Source organism: Actinosynnema sp. NPDC050801 (genome assembly GCF_040673975.1).
GTDB lineage: Bacteria > Actinomycetota > Actinomycetes > Mycobacteriales > Pseudonocardiaceae > Actinosynnema.
The window spans coordinates 455,659-471,426 of the sequence record NZ_JBFAQZ010000001.1 but is presented as its reverse complement, the minus strand read 5'-3'; the positions used below and the strand labels follow the sequence as shown (position 1 = coordinate 471,426).

Genomic DNA, 15,768 nt, shown 5'->3' with positions numbered 1-15,768 from the left:
GTGGGGGGCGGCAGTCAGTGCCCGATTCGATCCGGGGCCCCAGGTCGATCCGGGTCCCCGGGTCGCTCCGGGGCCCGGAGGCAGTCCGGGCACAGACCCCAGAACAGGACCTCCGCCTCGTCCACGGCGAAGCCGACCGTGTCGGAGGGTTCCAGGCAGGGTGCGGCGCCGTGGACGCAGTCGACGTCCTCGGTCCGGCCGCAGACCCGGCACACGAGGTGGTGGTGGTTGTCGCCGGTCCGCGTCTCGTACCGCGCCGGGTGCCCGGCGGGTTCGATCCGGCGCAACAACCCGGTCCGCGCGCACGCCTTCAGCACGTCGTAGACGGCCTGCGTCGACACGGTTCCCAACCTGGCCCGCACGCCCTCGGCGACCGCGTCGGCCGTGGCGTGCGGGTGTGCGGCGAGCCAGTCGAGGACCGCGAGCCGGGGTGCGGTGATGCGCAGGCCGGCGTCCTTGAGCAGCTGACGGGGTTCTGGGGTCATGGCTCCACCACTCCACCACGCTTTCTGGAACGAGTCAAGAAAACGAACGGTTAAACCTGTTGCCGCCGCACGTGAAGATGGGCACGTGAACGTCTCTCACTACCTGGCCGTCCTCCGAACGCCGCGCGTGCCCGGCTTCATGCTGTTGATGCTGCTGGCGCGCGTGCCCCCGACGGCCGCGGGCATGACGATCACCATGCACGTCCTGCTCGCCCTGGACCGGGGTTACGGTGCCGCGGGCCTGGTCGGGGCGGTCAGCACGATCGGCATCGCGGTGGGCTCGCCGCTGATGGGACACCTGGTCGACCGGCGCGGCCTGCGCGCCATGCTGGCCCTGTCGGTGGTCACCGAGGGCGTCTTCTGGTTCGTCGCCCCGCTGCTGTCCTACGAGGTGCTGCTCGTCACGTGCTTCGCCACCGGCATCACCGTGATGCCCGTCATGTCGCTCGGTCGCCAGATCCTGACCGCGCTCGTGCCGGAGGACCGCAGGCGCACCGCGCTGGCGATGGACTCGATGGCCGTGGAGGTCTCGTTCATGGCCGGGCCCGCGCTGGGCGTGGCGCTCACCACGCAGGCGTCGAGCCGGACGGCGATGTGGGCGATCGGCGCGTCCATGGTCTTGATCGGCGCGATCCTGTACGCGGTGAACCCGCCGGTGCGGCACGAGGGCGAGACGAGCGGCGCGCGGGTGCCCCGGCGGGAGTGGCTGGACGGCAGGCTGCTGGGCGTGCTGATCAGCGCGGGCGGCGCGACGTTCGTGCTGTCGGGCGTCGAGGTGTCGGTGGTGGCGTCGATGCGCGGGCTCGGGCTGACCGGGTGGACCGGCGCGATGATCGTGGTGATGTGCGTGGCGTCGCTGGCGGGCGGTTTCCTCTACGGCGGTCTGACGCGCGTGCCGCCGTTGTGGGCGCTGATGGGCGGCATGGGGTTGCTGGCCGTGCCGATCGGCCTGTTCGGCTGGTCGCCGTGGTGGCTCGCGCTGGCGCTGGTGCCGACGAACTTCCTGTGCGCGCCCACGATCACCGCCACCGGCGAGCTGATCACGAAGTACGCGCCGGTGTCCGCGCGCGGTGTGGCGATGGGCTTGCAGAGCTCGGCGTTCACGCTGGGCGTCGCGGTGGGCGCGCCGGTCACCGGTGTCGTGATCGACCACTCGTCACCGGGGTGGGGCTTCGCGGTGGCGGGCGTCGGCGCGGTCGTGGTCGCGGCGGGCACGGTGGTGCTCGGCGGCCGCGTCCGCACGTCACACCAGGTCGCGTAGCGCCTGGTAGAGGCGGTCGATGCCGGGGCGTGCCGCAGCGTAGTGGCGGACCGCGTCGGGGTCGGGCGGGATCGTCTTCACCGGCTTGATCAGGTCGGCGGCGACAGTCAGCGACCCGATCTCGCCCAGGGCCCGCCAGGCGACCAGGGCCGCGCCGACGCCGGAGCCCTCGCTGTCGTCGGCCAGTTCCAGCGGGAGGCCCAGCGCGGACGCCAGCACGGTCGCCCACAGGTCGCTGCGGAACGCGCCGCCGGTCACCCGGACCGCGTGCACGTCGGCCACCGACCGCACCGCGTCCAGCACCAGCGCCAACTGCTGCGACACGCCCTCGACCAGCGCGCGGGTGATCACTGCGCGCCCGTGCTCACGCCGCAGGCCGATCACCGCCGACGTCGCGCCCGCGTCCCACCACGGCGCGCGCTCGCCGAGCAGGTACGGCAACGCGGTGACGCCGGCCGCGCCCACGGGCACCTCGGCGGCTTCGTCCAGCAGGGCCACCAGGTCGGCGCCGAACGCCTCGGCCGCCCACTGCGCGACCACGCCGCCGTTGCTGACGGCACCGCCGAGCACCCACAGCCCTTCGGCGATGGCGTAGCAGAACACCCGGCCCCGCTCGTCCACGGCGGGACGGTCGCGGACCACGCGCAGCGCGCCGCTCGTGCCGAGCGACACGGCCGCCACACCGGGCAGGACGGCGCCGACGCCGAGGTTCGCCATCGGCCCGTCACCGCCGCCGAGCACGACCGGGGTGCCGGCGGGCACACCGGGGACGTCCAGCGTCAGCGGGAACGAGTCGACCGGCGCGCGCAGCTCCGGCAGCTGGTCGGCGCGGACACCGGCGAAGTCCAGCGCGTCCGGGTGCCAGTCCAGCGATTCGAGGTCCATCAAGCCGGTCGCGGACGCCGTGGAGTGCTCGGTCACCGGCACGCCGGTCAGCTGGAGCGCCACGAAGTCCTTCAGGCCGCACCAGCGCGCCGCCGTGAACGCCTGCTCCTTGAACCACGCCAGCTTCACCAGCGGCGACATGGTGTGGATCGGGGTGCCGGTGGCGCGGTGCAGCGCGATGCCCTCGGCCGTGCCTCGCAGGCGTGCCGTCTGCTCCACCGCGCGGTTGTCCGCCCACGACAACGACGGCGTGACGGGCGTGCCCGAGGAGTCCAACCCCACCAGGGTGTGCATCGCGCCGGTCAACGACAGCGCCCGCACCACGTGGCCCTGCGCCGCGACCTCGCGCAGCGCCCGCAGCGCCGCGTCCCACACCTCGACGGGGTCGTGGGTCGCCTCACCGGAGGGCGTGGTGCGCATCGGGTAGCCGTGCTCCGCCGATGCCACCACGCCCGCGTTCCGGTCCACCGCGATGACCTTGGTCGACGTCGTACCGAGGTCGATCGCGAGCACTACGTCAGCCATGGGAGTGAAACCTACAGGCGGCCCGCCAACTCCTCGGCGATCTCGTAGGTGTTCAGCGCCGCACCCTTGCGCAGGTTGTCACCGCACACGAAGAAGTCCAGCGTGTTCGGGAAGTCCAGCGCTTGGCGCACCCGGCCGACGTAGGTCGGGTCGCCGCCCACGACGTCCGCGGGCGTCGGGAACCGCTTCGCCGCCGGGTCGTCCACCAGCACGATCGAGGGCTGCGCGTCGAAGATCTTGTGCGCCTGCTCGACGGTGACCTCGCGGGCGAACGTCGCGTGCACCGCCAACGAGTGCGTCGTCACCACGGGCACGCGCACGCACGTCGCGGACACCTTCAGCTCCGGGATGCCCAGGATCTTGCGGGACTCGTTGCGGACCTTCAGCTCCTCGCTGGTCCACCCGTCGTCCTTCAAGGACCCCGCCCACGGCACCACGTTCAACGCCAGCGGTGCGGGGAACGGCGAGTCGGACACCGGCAGCCCGGCGGCCTCCAGCGTCTCCCGCACGTCGCCCGCGCGCACGCCGACCTCCTTGCCCGCCAACGCCGAGGTCTCCGCGTACAGCCGGTCGATCGCCGCCTGCCCGCCACCCGACGCCGCCTGGTAGGACGCCACGACCAGCTCGCGCAGCTCGAACTCCCGGTGCAGGGCGCCCAGCGCGGCCATCATGGACAACGTCGTGCAGTTGGGGTTCGCGATGATCCCCTTGGGACGCTCGCCGATCCGGTCCGCGTTCACCTCGGGCACCACCAGCGGCACCTCGGGGTCCATCCGGAACGCACCCGAGTTGTCCACCGCGACCGCGCCCTTCGACGCGGCGATCGGCGCCCACTCGGCCGAGACCTCGTCCGGCACGTCGAACATGGCGATGTCGACGCCGTCGAACGCCTCGGGCGACAGCGCGACCACGGTCAGCTCGTCGCCGCGCACGGTGATCTTCTTGCCGGCCGAGCGCGGTGACGCGATCAGCCGGATCTCACCCCACGGCACGGACTCCCGGCCGTTGATGATGTCGATCATGACGGTGCCCACCGCGCCCGTCGCGCCCACCAGGGCCAGCACCGGTCCCTGCGGGACGATCACACCTGAGGTCTCGTTCATCGTCCGCTCCCCGCGTAGACCACGGCTTCCTCGTCGCCGCCGAGCTCGAACGCGTCGTGCAGCGCGCGCACGGCGTCGTCGAGCTGCGTGTCGCGGCAGATGACCGAGATCCGGATCTCCGAGGTGGAGATGATCTCGATGTTGACGCCCGCCGCGGCCAGCGCCTCGCAGAACTGCGCGGTCACGCCGGGGTGCGAGCGCATGCCGGCGCCGACCAGCGACACCTTGCCCACGTGGTCGTCGTAGAGCACCTGGTCGAAGCCGATCTCCTCGCGCGCCTTCTCCAACGCGGCGACCGCGCGCGGCCCGTCGTCCTTCGGCAGGGTGAACGTCACGTCGGTGCGGCCGGACACGGCCTGCGAGACGTTCTGCACAACCATGTCGATGTCGAGCTCCGCCTCGGCCACGACGCGGAAGATCCGCGCCGCCATGCCGGGCAGGTCGGGCACCGCGGTCACGGTCACCTTGGCCTCGGACCGGTCGTGCGCGACGCCGGTGATCATCGCCTGTTCCACGGGAAGGTCCTCCACTGACCCGGACACGATGGTCCCGGGCTTGTTGCTGAACGAAGATCGGACGTGCACCGGGACGCCGTAGCGGCGGGCGTACTCGACGCAGCGCAGCATGAGCACCTTGGCCCCGCTCGCCGCCATCTCGAGCATCTCCTCGTAGGTGATGGTCTCCAGCCGCTTGGCGTTCGGCACGATGCGCGGGTCGGCGGTGAACACGCCGTCCACGTCGGTGTAGATCTCGCAGACGTCGGCCTTCAGCGCCGCCGCCAACGCCACCGCGGTGGTGTCGGTGCCGCCGCGGCCGAGCGTGGTGATCTCCTTGCTGTCCTGGCTGACGCCCTGGAAACCCGCGACGATCGCGATGGCGCCCTCGGCCAGCGCGTCCTGGATGCGGCTGGGCGTCACGTCGATGATGCGCGCCTTGCCGTGCACCGACGTGGTGATCACGCCGGCCTGCGAGCCGGTGTAGGAGCGCGCCTCGGCGCCCAGCGAGCTGATCGCCATCGCCAGCAACGACATGGAGATGCGCTCACCGGACGTGAGCAGCATGTCCATCTCGCGGGCGGGCGGCACCGGGGACACCTGGCGGGCGAGGTCGAGCAGCTCGTCGGTCGTGTCGCCCATCGCGGAGACGGCGACGACGACCTCGTTGCCCGCTTTGCGGGTCGCGACGATGCGCTCGGCCACCCGTTTGATCCGCTCGGCGCTCCCGACCGAGGAACCGCCGTACTTCTGGACGACGAGCGCCACAGACCCACTCCTCCCAGGTGCTTCAAGCCCAGCTCACCGGGGAGACTACCTGGCCCAAGGAGTGGACAGCGGTCGCCGTGACGCCCACTACTCTCGACCCCGTGTCGACCCTGGAGGCCGTTCGCGTGGACCCCGACGACGCGCCCCGCGCGCGTGGGCTGCCGGCGCGCGTGGCCGGACACCGGGTGACCGTCGTGCTGGCGCCGGCCGTGCTCTACCTGGCCGTGCGCGAACTCGGGCTGCTCGTGCTGCAGCTGATGGCGGCGCGGTGGGACAAGGACGTCACCAGGGCGCTCACGTCGTGGGACGGGCAGTGGTTCCTGGGCATCGCCGAGGGCGGCTACGGCAACGTGCCGGAGTGGCTGGTGGACGCGTTCGGGCGGCGCACCGCGGAGACGCCGCTGGCGTTCTTCCCCGGCTACCCGACGCTGGTGCGGTGGGTCGACGGGCTGCCCGGTGTGCCGACGGTCGGCGCGGCGTTCGCGGTGAGCCTGGTCAGCGGCGTGTGCTGCGCCTACGGCCTGGCGCGGCTGGGCTCGCGGGTGTTCGACGGGTCGCGGCGCGCCGGGCTGGTGCTGGTCGTGCTGTTCGCGGCGTCACCGATGGCGGTGGCGCTGTCCATGACCTACTCCGAGGCGACGTTCTGCGCGCTGGCCGTGTGGTCGCTCGTGGGCGTGGTGGAGCGGCGCTGGGTGCCGGCCGGCGTGTGCTGCGCGGCGGCGGGGCTGGTGCGGCCGACGGCGGCGGCGCTGGTCCTGGCGGTGTGCGCGGCGGCGGCCGTGGCGGTGTGGCACCGCCGGGACGACTGGCGGGCGTGGGTCGGCGGGCTGGTAGCGCCGCTCGGCCTGCTCGGGTACCTCGGGTACGTCGCGCTGCGCACCGGCCGGTGGGACGGCTGGTTCGCCGTGCAGCGGACCGGGTGGGACTCCCGGTTCGACGGCGGTGCCGCCACCGGGAAGTTCGCGCTGCTCATCCTGGGTGACCCGAGGTCGGTGCTGGAGCTGACCACGGTGTGGCTGCTGGTGGTGGCGCTGGCGCTGGTGGTGCTGAGCTTCCGGCGCCGGCTGGCGTGGCCGCTGATCGTGTACGGCGTCGGCGTGCTCGCCATGGACCTGGGGTCGAACGGCCTGATGAACTCGAAGGCGCGGCTGCTGCTGCCCGCGTTCACGCTGCTGGTACCGGTCGCGGTGGCGCTGGCGCGGCGGCGGACGAGCACGGTGGTGGCGGTGCTGGTGGGTGTTTCGGTGTTCAGCGCGTGGTTCGGCGCGTACGCCATCACGGCTTGGCAGTATGCGATCTGATGGAACTCGACGACCTGATCGCACGGCGCTGGAGCCCGCGGGCGTTCGACGGCACGGCCGAGGTGTCGCCGGACACCGTGCGCGTGCTGCTGGAAGCGGCCCGGTGGGCGGCCTCGCACGGCAACACGCAACCCGCCCGCTTCCTCGTCGGGTACCGCGGCGACGACACGTTCGAGCGAATCTTCGCGGCGCTGCGGCCCGGTAACCGGACGTGGGCCGGGCGCGCCTCGGTGCTGCTCGTCGGCGCGGTGGCCGAGACCGACGAACGCGGTCCGGTGCCGAACACCGAGTTCGCGCTGGGCCTCGCGGTGCAGAACCTGGTGCTGCGGGCGGTGGAGTCCGGCCTGGTCACGCACCAGATCGGCGGGTTCTCACCGGACGCGGTGCGGGAGGCGTTCGGGCTGCCCGACCACGTGCGGCCGGTCGTGGTGATCGCGGTCGGGCTGCTCGGCGACGATGCGGACCTGCCCGAGGACCTGCGTGCCCGGGAACGGCGACCGCGGGTGCGCAAGCCGCTCACCGAGACCGCGTTCACGGGGCGGTGGGGCCGGCCCGCCTTCCCCGGCTCAGGCGAGGCGGCGGACGAGCCTGAGCACGAGTGAGCGCGCGACCAACCAGAACAGCGCCGCCAAGCCGTAGTCGACCAGCACGCGCAGCTTGGCGTCCTCAGGGGTGAAGAGGTCGCGGAACCCGAGCGCGAGCCGGTCGGCCCAGGTCGCGACGGTGGTGGTGATCGAGTTCGCCGGGTTCGCGCCGCCGACGGTCAGCAGGACGTGCGCCACGAGCACGACGGCGGCCAGCAGACCCGCCCAACCGAGCACTCCCGCCACGACCGACACGACCTTCGTGCGCACCGAGCGGTGCGCGGTCCGGTGTTCAGCCATGACGGGAGTGTGGCACGCCTTCCCGCGACTTTCGACGGCCCGCTAGCGGGCGACGAGGCGGGCGAGCAGGCCGGCGACGACGAGCCAGAACACAGCCGCGAGACCGTAGTTCAGGATCACGTCGAGGTTGGCGTTGCCCGTCTGGAACAGGCCTGGGAAGAACAGCGCCAGCGGCTCGGCGAGCTGCTGGATGAAGCGGAAGAACGCGTTGGCCGTGTTCACCCCGATGAGGAGCATGAGGATGTACAGCACCTCGATGCCCGCGAAAACGGCACCGACACCGCGGATCACTCGCGCGGCCGTGGAGCTGCCGCTGCGCGTTGAGGTTCGCCATCTGGACATGTCAAGAAGATGCCCAATGCACGATCGAGTGAAACTCGGATGGGTGAAGTTCCACCATATGGGCGCTCGGTTCCACGCCGGCGCGGAATGCGGTTAACCTGTGCGGCATGGCACGTGCCCTCCTGCTTCGCCGCCGTGACGGGGTCTGATCAGACCGGCCCCCCGTCGCGGGAACGAGCGTTGCCCGCCGGTCGTCATCCCACCGGCAGCAGCAGGAGCACCGCGAACATGAACACCAGTCACGATGCCTACACCTCCGGCACCAGCCGCATCCGGCCCCCGGCCCGTCCCGTGCCCGACCAGCCCGCGTGGAACCCACAGCGCGGCACGTCGATGCCGGTGCACCGCTACCGGCCGTTCCACGACCAGGTGGAAGCGGTCGACGTACCCGACCGGACCTGGCCGACCAAGCGGATCACCAAGGCGCCGCTGTGGTGCGCCGTCGACCTGCGCGACGGCAACCAGGCCCTGATCGACCCCATGTCGCCCGCGCGCAAGCGCAAGATGTTCGACCTGCTCGTCCGGATGGGTTACAAGGAGATCGAGGTCGGCTTCCCGGCCGCGTCGCAGACCGACTTCGACTTCGTCCGCGAGATCATCGAGGACGGCGCGATCCCGCCCGACGTCACCATCCAGGTGCTGACCCAGTGCCGGCCCGAGCTGATCAGCCGCACGTTCGAGTCGCTGCGCGGCGCGGCCAAGGCGATCGTCCACTTCTACAACTCGACGTCCATCCTGCAGCGCCGGGTCGTGTTCAAGTCCGACCGCGAGGGCATCAAGAAGATCGCCACCGACGCCGCCGCGTTCGCGCTGGAGCAGGAGAAGGACTACCCGGAGACCGAGTTCCGCTACGAGTACTCGCCCGAGTCCTACACCGGCACCGAGCTGTCGTACGCGCTGGAGGTCTGCGACGCGGTGTCGGCGGTCATCCGGCCGACGCCGGAGAAGCCGCTGATCATCAACCTGCCCGCGACGGTGGAGATGGCCACCCCGAACGTGTACGCGGACTCGATCGAGTGGATGTCGCGCAACCTGGCGCGACGTGAGTCGATCATCCTGTCGCTGCACCCGCACAACGACCGCGGCACCGGCGTGGCGGCCGCCGAGCTGGGCTACCTGGCGGGCGCCGACCGGATCGAGGGCTGCCTGTTCGGCAACGGCGAGCGCACCGGCAACGTGTGCCTGGTGACGCTGGGCATGAACATGTTCAGCCAGGGCGTCGACCCGCAGATCGACTTCTCCGACATCGACGAGGTCCGGCGCACGGTCGAGTACTGCAACCAGCTGCCCGTGCCCGAACGGCACCCGTACGGCGGCGACCTGGTGTTCACCGCGTTCTCGGGTTCCCACCAGGACGCGATCAAGAAGGGCTTCGAGGCCCTGGAGGACGCCGCCAAGGCCGCCGGGCAGCACGTGGACGAGTTCCCGTGGGAGGTCCCGTACCTGCCGATCGACCCCAAGGACGTCGGCCGCAACTACGAGGCCGTGATCCGGGTGAACTCGCAGTCCGGCAAGGGCGGCGTGGCGTACCTGATGAAGACCGAGCACCACCTGGACCTGCCGCGCCGGTTGCAGGTCGAGTTCTCCCGGGTCATCCAGGAGGTCACCGACACCCGCGGCGGCGAGATCGGCCCCAAGGACATGTGGGACGCGTTCTCCGACGAGTACCTGGACGCCACCGCGCCGCTGAGGCTGGTGCGGCAGAAGGTGTCCGGCGACGGCAGCGGCCACGAGACGATCAAGGCCGTCGTGGTGGTGGACGGCGAGACGCAGGAGATCACCGGCGGCGGCAACGGCCCGATCGCCGCGTTCGTGGACGCGCTGGCCACCATCGGGTACGACGTGCGGGTGCTGGACTACTTCGAGCACGCGATGTCGTCGGGTGACGACGCCCGCGCGGCGGCCTACCTGGAGTGCGCCGTCTCCGACCGGGTGCTGTGGGGCGTCGGCATCGACAGCTCCACGGTCGCCGCGTCGCTGCGCGCCCTGGTGTCGGCGATCAACCGCGCCAACCGGTAGTGAGCGGTGGTCGCCCCGCCGTTCCACGACGGCGGGGCGACCACGCGCGGCGGGCGGCGGCGGTGCCCGGCACCGCGACCGGGGAACCGGTGAACGCCAGGGCTCCTGCCAACGGCTGCTGAAGTCGCGACAGCGCACCTGACCGCCGCGTTCTGCACCGGGGATCTCAGCGAGACCCGTGCCGCACATCACATCGCCCGCGCCTTACCAGCGGATTCGCGACCCGCGGGTGACGGGTTGCTGAAGACCTCGACAGGTCGGAGATGATCGGGAACCCGGCGGCGTTCCCCGGTCATGACCGCGTTCGTGGTGCTGTTCGTCGTCGCCGTCGTGCCGCTGGCGCCGACCGAGGCCGTGTTGATCGGGTACGGGGTGCTGGCGGCGTCCGGTGAGCTGTCGTTGACGGCGGTGATCGCGGTGGCGGCCGCCGGTTGCGCGTTGTCCGACCTGATCAACTTCGGCATCGGGCGCGGTGCGGGGATGCGGGCGCTCGCGCGGGTCGGGCGGCGGCCCGGGCCGCGGGCGGTGATCACGTGGACGGCGGCCAGGTTGGCCACGCGCGGTGAGTCCATCCTGGTCGGGGTGCGGTTCGTGCCCGGCGGCGGGCTTGCGGGGCCATCCTGGCCGGCGCGCTGCGGTGGCCCCTCCGGCGGTTCACGCCGATCGCGCTCGTCGGCGCCACGTTGTGGAGCGCCTACACGGCCACGGTGGGCTACTTCGGCGGCCAGGTCTTCACCGACCCGGTGGTGGCCACGCTGATCTCGTTCGGGGTGGCGACGCTGATCAGCGTGCCGATCGGGATGGCGGTCAAGGCCGCTCAGCGCCGGGCCGTGGACGCCGCCGTGCCCGTGCCCGACGCCGCCGTGCCCGACGCCGCCGTGCCCGACGCCGCCGCACCGGACGCCGCACCCGCCTGAGCCAAGCGGTTGCGCACCGCGACGCGGGCCCGTTCGTACGCGTCCGGGTCGTCGTGCAGCACGGACTGGGCGTTGGCCATCTCCAGGAACGCGATCAGCTCGAACGTCAGCTGGTCCGGGTCGGCTATCCCGCCGACCTCGCCGATCGTCTGGCGCACGTAGGAGTTCCACTCGCGCCCGTACCCGGCGATGGCGTCGCGCACCCGCCCCGGCCGGGCGTCGAACTCGGCCTGCACGGCGTAGAAGAAGCACCCGCCGGGGAACGTGCGGTTCTCCGAGTACGCCAGCCACCCGTCCAGCAGCAGCTCCAACCTCGCCAACCCGGGCGGCACGGTCAGCGCGGGCTCCACCACCTGCCGCGCGAAGATCGCCGCCGCCGCGCGCACGGTCGACAGCTGCAACTCCTCCTTCGACCCGAAGTGCGCGAACACCCCGCTCTTGCTGACCTCCAGCTCGGTGGCCAACCGCCCGATCGACAGGCCCTCCAGCCCTTCGACCGACGCGATCTCCGCCGCCCGGCGCAGGATCTGCCGCCGCGTCTGCTCGCCGCGCTCCACCCGTCCGTCGACCTTCACGACGTCCACGCTATCCCCCTTGACCACCGCCAAACTAATTGTACGATCGTTCGTACAACTTGAGGGGTGGACACCATGGATCTCCTGGACCTGAACCGGTCGGCACTCGACCTCAACCTGAAGCTGATGGCGGAGCTCGACGAAGCCCACCTGGACCTGGCCACGCCGTGCGCCGGCTGGACGGTCTACGAACTGCTGCGCCACCAGGTCGAGATGACGCTGTCGTTCACCGCGGCCATCCGCCACGCGGACGTGGAGGCGCCGGCCGACGACGACATGCTCACCGCGTACCGGGCGGCGACCGACGCGGCCACCGAGGCGTTCCGCGCCGAGGGCGTGCTGGAGCGCGACGCCGAGTTCCCCGGCTACGGCCGCCGCCCGGGCCGCGACCTGGTCGCCGGGCACTTCGTGGACAACCTGGTGCACGCCTGGGACCTGTCCCGCGCGATCGGCGTCGACAGCACCCTCGACCCCGAACTCGCGACCGCCGCCTACCGGATGGCGCGGCACTACCCGACGACGCCGGACGTGCGCGGTCCGGGCGGCGCGTTCGCGATGCCGGTCCCCGTGCCGGAGGACGCGCCGGTCACGGACCGCCTGGTGGCCCTGCTCGGCCGCGCGCCGACCTGGTCCGCCTGACCGACCACCGCGTCGGGGCGCCGCCGACAGGGGGAGGCGCCCCGACGCGGTTCCCCCCGACCTGACCTGACCGCCGGGTCGGTACCGCCGGACCTCTAGGCAACCGGCGCCGTGCGCTCCGCCCGGACGTCGTGCGCCGGGACCACGACACCGTCCGCGTCCACGAACCGCACCGACACCGCACGCCCGTCGGTGGCGCGGTAGTCGACCGTGGGGGTGGTGCACGGGATGTGCTCGTCGCCCCACTGCTGCAACGCGCACAGCACCACGCTCAGCCGCCTGCCCGCCTCGGTGAGGTGGTAGCCCTCGCGGGGGCGCTGCCCCGGCTCCCGGTAGCCCCGCCGGCACATCAGCCCGGTGTCCACCAGCTTGGCGAGCCGGGCCGCGAGCACGTCGGAGGCGATGCCCAGCGCGGCGCGGAACTCCGAGAACCGGCTGGCACCCGCCAGCGCCTCGCGCAGCACGAGGAACGTCCAGCGCTCGCCGACGACCTCCACCGCCTTGACCATGGCGCAGGGCGAGCCGTCGGGTGCCGTCACGGCCCCAGTATGGCTGGGTTGTCAGACCCAAGCCAGCCCCCGCTAGGTTGGGCGCACCAACCCACGCTCAGGGGAGAGAACGCATGGAGATCGCCAACTCGGTCGCCCTGGTCACCGGGGCCAACCGCGGCCTCGGCCGGCAGTTCGCGCGGCAGCTGCTGGACCGGGGCGCGGCCAAGGTCTACGCGACGGCCCGCAACCCGGACCGGGTCGACCTGCCGGGCGTCGAGGTGCTGCGCCTGGACGTCACCGACCCCGGGTCGATCGCCGCCGCGGCGAGCGTCGCCGCCGACGTCACCCTGCTGGTCAACAACGCGGGCGTGATCACCGGCGAGAACCTCGTCACCGGCGACCCGGCCGCGATCCGGTTGGAGATGGACACCCACTTCTACGGCACGCTGGACGTGATCCGCGCGTTCGCGCCCGTCCTGGCCGCCAACGGCGGAGGGGCGATCCTGAACGTGCTGTCCTCGATGTCCTGGGTGTCCTACGACCGCGCCACCGCGTACAGCGCGGCCAAGGCGGCGCAGTGGAGCCTCACCAACGGCGTCCGCGTGGAGCTCGCGGGCCAGGGCACGCTGGTCACCGGTCTGCTGCTGGGCCCGACCGACACCGACATGACCGCGGGCCTCGACATGCCCAAGAACGACCCGGCCGACGTGGTGCGCGCCGCCCTCGACGGTGTCGCGGCCGACCGGATCGAGGTGCTGGCCGACCAGGGGGTCGTCGACCTCAAGGCCGCCCTGGCCGCCGACCCGACCCTGCTCTACCCGCGGGCCGCCCGGGTCTGACCGGTCCGGGTCCGGCCGACCGGTCCGCACCGCCGGTCCGGGGCGCCGTCGGTGGACGGCGCCCCGGACCTACGGCTCACGGGTTCAACGCCTCCGTCACCGAGGCCGGGCCGACCAGCGGGACGTCCGGCGAGATGCCGTCCTCCTCCACCAGGACGGCCTGCACCTCGTGCGGCCGGATGGCGCCCGCCCGGATGTCCTCCGCCCAGTGGCAGGCGACCTTGTGCCCCGGCAGCACCTCGCGCAGCTCGGGCCGCTCGGTGTCGCAGCGGGTCGCCTGCTTCCACGGGCAGCGGGTGTGGAAGCGGCAGCCCTTGGGCGGGTTGGCGGGCGACGGGAGGTCGCCGGACAGCAGGATGCGCTCGCGCCGGTCCTCGACCAGCGGGTCCGGCACGGGGATCGCGGACAGCAACGCCTTGGTGTACGGGTGCAGGGGCTCGGCGTACAGGCCGTCCGAGGTCGCCTCCTCCACCAGGCCGCCCAGGTACATCACGCCGACCCGGTCGGAGATGTGCCGCACCACGGCGAGGTCGTGCGCGATCACCAGGTAGGTGAGCCCGAACTCCTCCTGCAGCTCCTCCAGCAGGTTGACGACCTGCGCCTGCACCGACACGTCCAGCGCGGACACCGGCTCGTCGGCGATGATCAGGTCCGGTTCGACCGCCAGCGCCCGCGCGATGCCGATGCGCTGCCGCTGACCGCCGGAGAACTCGTGCGGGTACTTGCGCAGCGACGTGGACGGCAGCCCGACCGCCGACAGCAACGAGCGCAACCGCTCGCCGGTCTGCTCGCGGCCCTTGTCCAGGTCGTGCGCCCGCAGGCCCTCGACCAGGATCGACTCCACCGACTGCCGCGGGTCCAGGGACGACATCGGGTCCTGGAACACCATCTGCATCCGGCGGCGCATCCGGCGCAGCTGCTCGCCCTTCAACGTCGACAGGTCCGTGCCGTCGAACACGACCCGCCCCGCCGTCGGCTCGGACAGCCGCAGCACCGCCCGCCCGAGGGTGGACTTGCCGCAGCCGGACTCGCCGACCAGGCCGTAGGTCTCGCCGCGCCGCACGGACAGGTCGACCCCGTCCACCGCGTACACGTGGCCGACCGTCCGGTCGAGGATCACGCCCCGCTTGATCGGGAAGTGCACCTTGATGCCCTCGACGGACACCAACGTCTCGCCCAGGGGCCTCTCGGACGCCGGAGCGCCGGGCTGGGGGCTCTCCGGTTGGGGGGTGGTCGCGGTGCTCACACCGACACCTCCTCGACCACCGGCGGCCGCACCGGGTTGTGGCAGCGCAGCAACCGGCCGCCGCCGATGTCCTCCTGCTCGGGCGTCACCTGCACGCACACGTCCAGTTTGTTCGGGCACCGGGGCGCGAACGCGCACCCCTGCGTCCACGGGATGTTGTCCGACACCGAACCCCTGATCGGGTTCAACCTCTCGCCGCGCGGCGCGTCGAGCCGCGGGATCGACGACAGCAGGCCGTGCGTGTACGGGTGGCGCGGCGCGGCGAACAGCTCGTGCCGGTGCGCCTTCTCCACCACGCGCCCGGCGTAGAGCACGTTCACCTCGTCGCACAGGCCCGCGACCACGCCCAGGTCGTGCGTGATCATGACCAGCGCGGTGCCCATGTCGTGCACCAGTTCCTTCAGCAGCGCCAGGATCTGCGCCTGGATCGTCACGTCCAGCGCCGTCGTCGGCTCGTCCGCGATCAGCAGCCGCGGCCGGCACGCCAGGGCGATGGCGATCAGCGCGCGCTGCCGCATGCCGCCGGACAGCTGGTGCGGGTACTCCGACAGCCGCCGGGTCGGGTCGGGGATGCCGACCTTGTCCAGCAGCTCGGCCGCCTCCAGCATCGCCTTCTTGCGCGGCAGGTCGCGGTGCCGCTCCAGCACCTCGGTGACCTGCAACCCGATCGGGATCACCGGGTTCAGCGAGGACAGCGGGTCCTGGAACACCATGCCCAGGTCGCGGCCGCGCCGGTCGCGCATCTCGCGGTCCGACAGCGACAGCAGGTCCACGCCTTCGTACCGCACCGAACCGGACACGCGCGCGCCGCGCTTGGGCAGCAGCCCCATGATCGCCAGCGACGTCACGGACTTGCCGCACCCCGACTCGCCGACCAGGCCGACGGTCTGGCCCGGTTCCACGTCGAAGCTCACGTGGTCCACGGCGGTGAAGGACTTCTCCCCCTTGCGCTCGAAGACCACGGTGAGGTCACGTACTTCCAGGAGTGGCACGA

Annotated in this window: 17 protein-coding genes; 6 read left to right on the top strand and 11 right to left on the bottom strand. The window is 72.1% G+C overall.

Annotated elements, in window-relative coordinates:
* Window positions 1-14 precede the first annotated feature (14 nt).
* Window positions 15-485 (bottom strand): Fur family transcriptional regulator, encoded by a 471-nt coding sequence (locus AB0K14_RS02305; RefSeq protein ID WP_360454642.1) that lies wholly within the window; start codon window positions 483-485, stop codon window positions 15-17.
* 85 nt (window positions 486-570) lie between these two features.
* Between AB0K14_RS02305 and AB0K14_RS02300 the strand changes: the two genes are divergently transcribed.
* On the top strand, window positions 571-1,746 hold the full coding sequence (locus AB0K14_RS02300) for an MFS transporter (protein WP_360454639.1): 1,176 nt from the start codon (window positions 571-573) through the stop codon (window positions 1,744-1,746).
* Here the strand turns inward: AB0K14_RS02300 and AB0K14_RS02295 are convergent.
* Genes AB0K14_RS02295 through AB0K14_RS02285 form a run of 3 tightly spaced genes read right to left on the bottom strand, consistent with a single transcriptional unit; the run spans window position 1,729 to window position 5,521 of the window.
* Complete coding sequence (locus tag AB0K14_RS02295; protein WP_360454636.1) at window positions 1,729-3,156, bottom strand: gluconokinase; 1,428 nt, start codon at window positions 3,154-3,156, stop codon at window positions 1,729-1,731. The two genes, AB0K14_RS02300 and AB0K14_RS02295, sit on opposite strands and share 18 nt — an antisense overlap.
* Before the next feature lie 11 nt (window positions 3,157-3,167).
* On the bottom strand, window positions 3,168-4,259 hold the full coding sequence (locus AB0K14_RS02290; protein ID WP_360454633.1) for an aspartate-semialdehyde dehydrogenase: 1,092 nt from the start codon (window positions 4,257-4,259) through the stop codon (window positions 3,168-3,170).
* Window positions 4,256-5,521 (bottom strand): aspartate kinase, encoded by a 1,266-nt coding sequence (locus AB0K14_RS02285; protein ID WP_360454630.1) that lies wholly within the window; start codon window positions 5,519-5,521, stop codon window positions 4,256-4,258. The genes AB0K14_RS02290 and AB0K14_RS02285 overlap by 4 nt, the downstream gene beginning before the upstream one ends.
* Before the next feature lie 101 nt (window positions 5,522-5,622).
* Between AB0K14_RS02285 and AB0K14_RS02280 the strand changes: the two genes are divergently transcribed.
* Together AB0K14_RS02280 and AB0K14_RS02275 are read left to right on the top strand one after the other, a co-directional pair.
* The gene (locus AB0K14_RS02280) at window positions 5,623-6,822 is read left to right on the top strand and encodes a glycosyltransferase 87 family protein (RefSeq protein ID WP_360454627.1); all 1,200 of its coding nucleotides are present in this window, start codon (window positions 5,623-5,625) and stop codon (window positions 6,820-6,822) included.
* Entirely contained in the window at window positions 6,822-7,424 is a 603-nt protein-coding gene (locus AB0K14_RS02275; RefSeq protein ID WP_360454624.1) for a nitroreductase family protein, read from the top strand. Before AB0K14_RS02280 ends, AB0K14_RS02275 begins: the two co-directional genes overlap by 1 nt.
* Here AB0K14_RS02275 and AB0K14_RS02270 read toward each other — a convergent pair.
* Complete coding sequence (locus AB0K14_RS02270) at window positions 7,389-7,706, bottom strand: hypothetical protein (protein ID WP_360454621.1); 318 nt, start codon at window positions 7,704-7,706, stop codon at window positions 7,389-7,391. The two genes, AB0K14_RS02275 and AB0K14_RS02270, sit on opposite strands and share 36 nt — an antisense overlap.
* 42 nt (window positions 7,707-7,748) lie before the next feature.
* Window positions 7,749-8,048, bottom strand: coding sequence for a hypothetical protein (locus AB0K14_RS02265; RefSeq protein WP_360454618.1), 300 nt, complete (start codon window positions 8,046-8,048; stop codon window positions 7,749-7,751).
* 228 nt (window positions 8,049-8,276) lie between these two features.
* Between AB0K14_RS02265 and leuA the strand changes: the two genes are divergently transcribed.
* A complete protein-coding gene (leuA, locus tag AB0K14_RS02260; protein ID WP_360454615.1) occupies window positions 8,277-10,067 on the top strand; it encodes a 2-isopropylmalate synthase in 1,791 nt (596 codons plus the stop codon).
* 188 nt (window positions 10,068-10,255) lie between these two features.
* On the opposite strand, the gene AB0K14_RS02255 is transcribed toward leuA, so the two are convergent.
* Both AB0K14_RS02255 and AB0K14_RS02250 read right to left on the bottom strand, forming a co-directional pair.
* Window positions 10,256-10,639, bottom strand: a complete 384-nt coding sequence (locus AB0K14_RS02255) for a hypothetical protein (protein WP_360454612.1) — start codon at window positions 10,637-10,639, stop codon at window positions 10,256-10,258.
* 245 nt (window positions 10,640-10,884) lie between these two features.
* Complete coding sequence (locus AB0K14_RS02250; RefSeq protein ID WP_360454609.1) at window positions 10,885-11,586, bottom strand: TetR/AcrR family transcriptional regulator; 702 nt, start codon at window positions 11,584-11,586, stop codon at window positions 10,885-10,887.
* A gap of 48 nt (window positions 11,587-11,634) precedes the next feature.
* Between AB0K14_RS02250 and AB0K14_RS02245 the strand changes: the two genes are divergently transcribed.
* Window positions 11,635-12,198 carry a TIGR03086 family metal-binding protein gene (locus AB0K14_RS02245; protein ID WP_360454606.1) on the top strand — a complete coding sequence of 188 codons (564 nt, stop codon included), beginning with the start codon at window positions 11,635-11,637 and terminating at the stop codon, window positions 12,196-12,198.
* Window positions 12,199-12,293: 95 nt separating this feature from the next.
* On the opposite strand, the gene AB0K14_RS02240 is transcribed toward AB0K14_RS02245, so the two are convergent.
* Complete coding sequence (locus tag AB0K14_RS02240) at window positions 12,294-12,737, bottom strand: helix-turn-helix domain-containing protein (protein ID WP_360454603.1); 444 nt, start codon at window positions 12,735-12,737, stop codon at window positions 12,294-12,296.
* Window positions 12,738-12,820: 83 nt separating this feature from the next.
* Here AB0K14_RS02240 and AB0K14_RS02235 point away from each other — a divergent pair, with 83 nt between their 5' ends.
* Window positions 12,821-13,528 carry an SDR family oxidoreductase gene (locus AB0K14_RS02235; protein ID WP_360454601.1) on the top strand — a complete coding sequence of 236 codons (708 nt, stop codon included), beginning with the start codon at window positions 12,821-12,823 and terminating at the stop codon, window positions 13,526-13,528.
* 76 nt (window positions 13,529-13,604) lie between these two features.
* Here AB0K14_RS02235 and AB0K14_RS02230 read toward each other — a convergent pair whose 3' ends face one another.
* On the bottom strand, window positions 13,605-14,708 hold the full coding sequence (locus tag AB0K14_RS02230) for an ABC transporter ATP-binding protein (protein WP_360454851.1): 1,104 nt from the start codon (window positions 14,706-14,708) through the stop codon (window positions 13,605-13,607).
* 62 nt (window positions 14,709-14,770) lie between these two features.
* Window positions 14,771-15,766 carry an ABC transporter ATP-binding protein gene (locus tag AB0K14_RS02225; RefSeq protein ID WP_360454598.1) on the bottom strand — a complete coding sequence of 332 codons (996 nt, stop codon included), beginning with the start codon at window positions 15,764-15,766 and terminating at the stop codon, window positions 14,771-14,773.
* Window positions 15,767-15,768 lie beyond the last annotated feature (2 nt).